2 protein-coding genes are annotated in these 1,537 nt (G+C 72.7%); both read right to left on the bottom strand.

The annotated features are described in order from the left end of the window. Positions 1-209: RNA polymerase sigma factor region1.1 domain-containing protein (locus tag E1264_RS42520; protein WP_207937024.1), on the bottom strand; the 209-nt coding region annotated here is incomplete at its 3' end. Positions 210-459: 250 nt separating this feature from the next. After that, positions 460-1,470, bottom strand: a complete 1,011-nt coding sequence (locus tag E1264_RS42515) for a cation diffusion facilitator family transporter (RefSeq protein ID WP_132183232.1) — start codon at positions 1,468-1,470, stop codon at positions 460-462. Positions 1,471-1,537: the final 67 nt, after the last annotated feature.

Genomic DNA, 1,537 nt, shown 5'->3' with positions numbered 1-1,537 from the left:
GTGTCGGGCTCGCCGGCCAGGCTGATGCCGGCGTCGGACAGCTCGCGCAGGATGGAGCGGCCCTGGGCCGGGCTGATGCCCGCCGCCTCGAAGGCTCCCCTTACTTCGTCGAGCGAGAGGCGCCCTTGGGCGCGGCCACGCTTCAGGAGGTCGTCGAGCGCGGGGCTCGACGACTCCGTGAGCGGGGTCTCTACGGCGCTTCGCGGCATGGGGACACCCCCCTCCCTTCGGTGGTGTGGGTGCGGCGCGGATTGTGTTCGCTGATGGCGCACGCACTTAACGGAACGTCGCACGGCGGGGTTCTTGTTCCCGACGCTCCGGGATCGGCGGCCCGCGGCGGGCCGTGGAGGAGCGATCCAGATGGTCGTGGTGCCCCGAGCAGGCCGTTTAACACTGGGCCGTCCGAACAGCCCTTACCTTACCGCGTAAAGGGTCGGGGCGGTGGCAATTCGCGGTAAATCATTCCGATCCTGGGCGCCTGGGCCGCAGCGTCCGGCCGTACCGCGCGATGACGCGATCGCGCAGCTCCGGATCGTCGCGGGGGACCGGTTCGAGGAAGACCTCGTCGATCTCCTCATGCGCCTCGCGCAGCTCGCGCGCCATGCGGACGCAGGCGCGCTCGACGTCGCCGGCGGTGAGCGTGTCGCGGAAGTCCAGCCGGGCGCAGACCAGGACGCGGTCGGCGCCGAAGGTGACGGTGACGATGTCGACGACCCAGTCGATCTCGGGCGCGGCGCCGAGGCGCGCGCGGACGTCGGCGACGATCCGCGGGTCGGCCTGCGTGCCGGTCAGCAGGTTGAGGTTGATCCGGCCGAGGACGAGCGCGACGGCGGTGAGCAGCACGCCGATGAGGAGGGAGCCGGCGCCGTCCCAGGCCGCCGAGCCGGTCAGATGGTGCAGCCCGAGGCCGCCGAACGCGATGACCAGGCCGATGAGGGCCGCGGAGTCCTCCAGCAGGACGCTGATCGCGGTGGGCTCGTCGGTCCGGCGGATGTAGGCGCGCAGCGGCAGGTCGGCGGCGCGGGCGGCGGCGCGGACCTCCCGGACGGCCTGCTGCCACGAGATCGCCTCCAGGACGAACGCGACCGCGAGGACGGCGTAGCCGACGAGCGTGCCGGCCTCGGCGTCCTCGCGGTGCCCGGCGAGGGTCTGGATCCCCTGGTAGAAGGCGAACAGCGCGCCCATCCCGAAGATCGCGACGGCGACGAGGAGCGTCCAGATGTAGCGCTCCTTGCCGTAGCCGAGGGGGTGGCGGCGGTCGGCGGGCCGGCCGCTGCGGCGCAGCCCGACCATCAGCAGCACCTCGTTGAAGGTGTCGGCGACCGAGTGCGCGGCCTCGGCGGCCATCGACGCCGACCCGGTGACCAGCGCCGCGACGATCTTGGCGATGGCGATGCCGAGGTTGGCGGCGAACGCGAGCGCGACGGTGAGCCCGCTCTCGTCCCGCGCCCCGTTCCGCTGAGCCCCCATGGCCGTCCTGTCCCCGGCTGATCACCGGTCATGCGGCAGGGCCGTTGCTCAGGGGCCTGTGCTCAGG

This window comes from Actinomadura sp. KC216, assembly GCF_004348535.1.
GTDB lineage: Bacteria > Actinomycetota > Actinomycetes > Streptosporangiales > Streptosporangiaceae > Spirillospora.
Note: the sequence above shows the minus strand (reverse complement) of the source record. Positions and strands in the feature narration are given on the sequence as shown.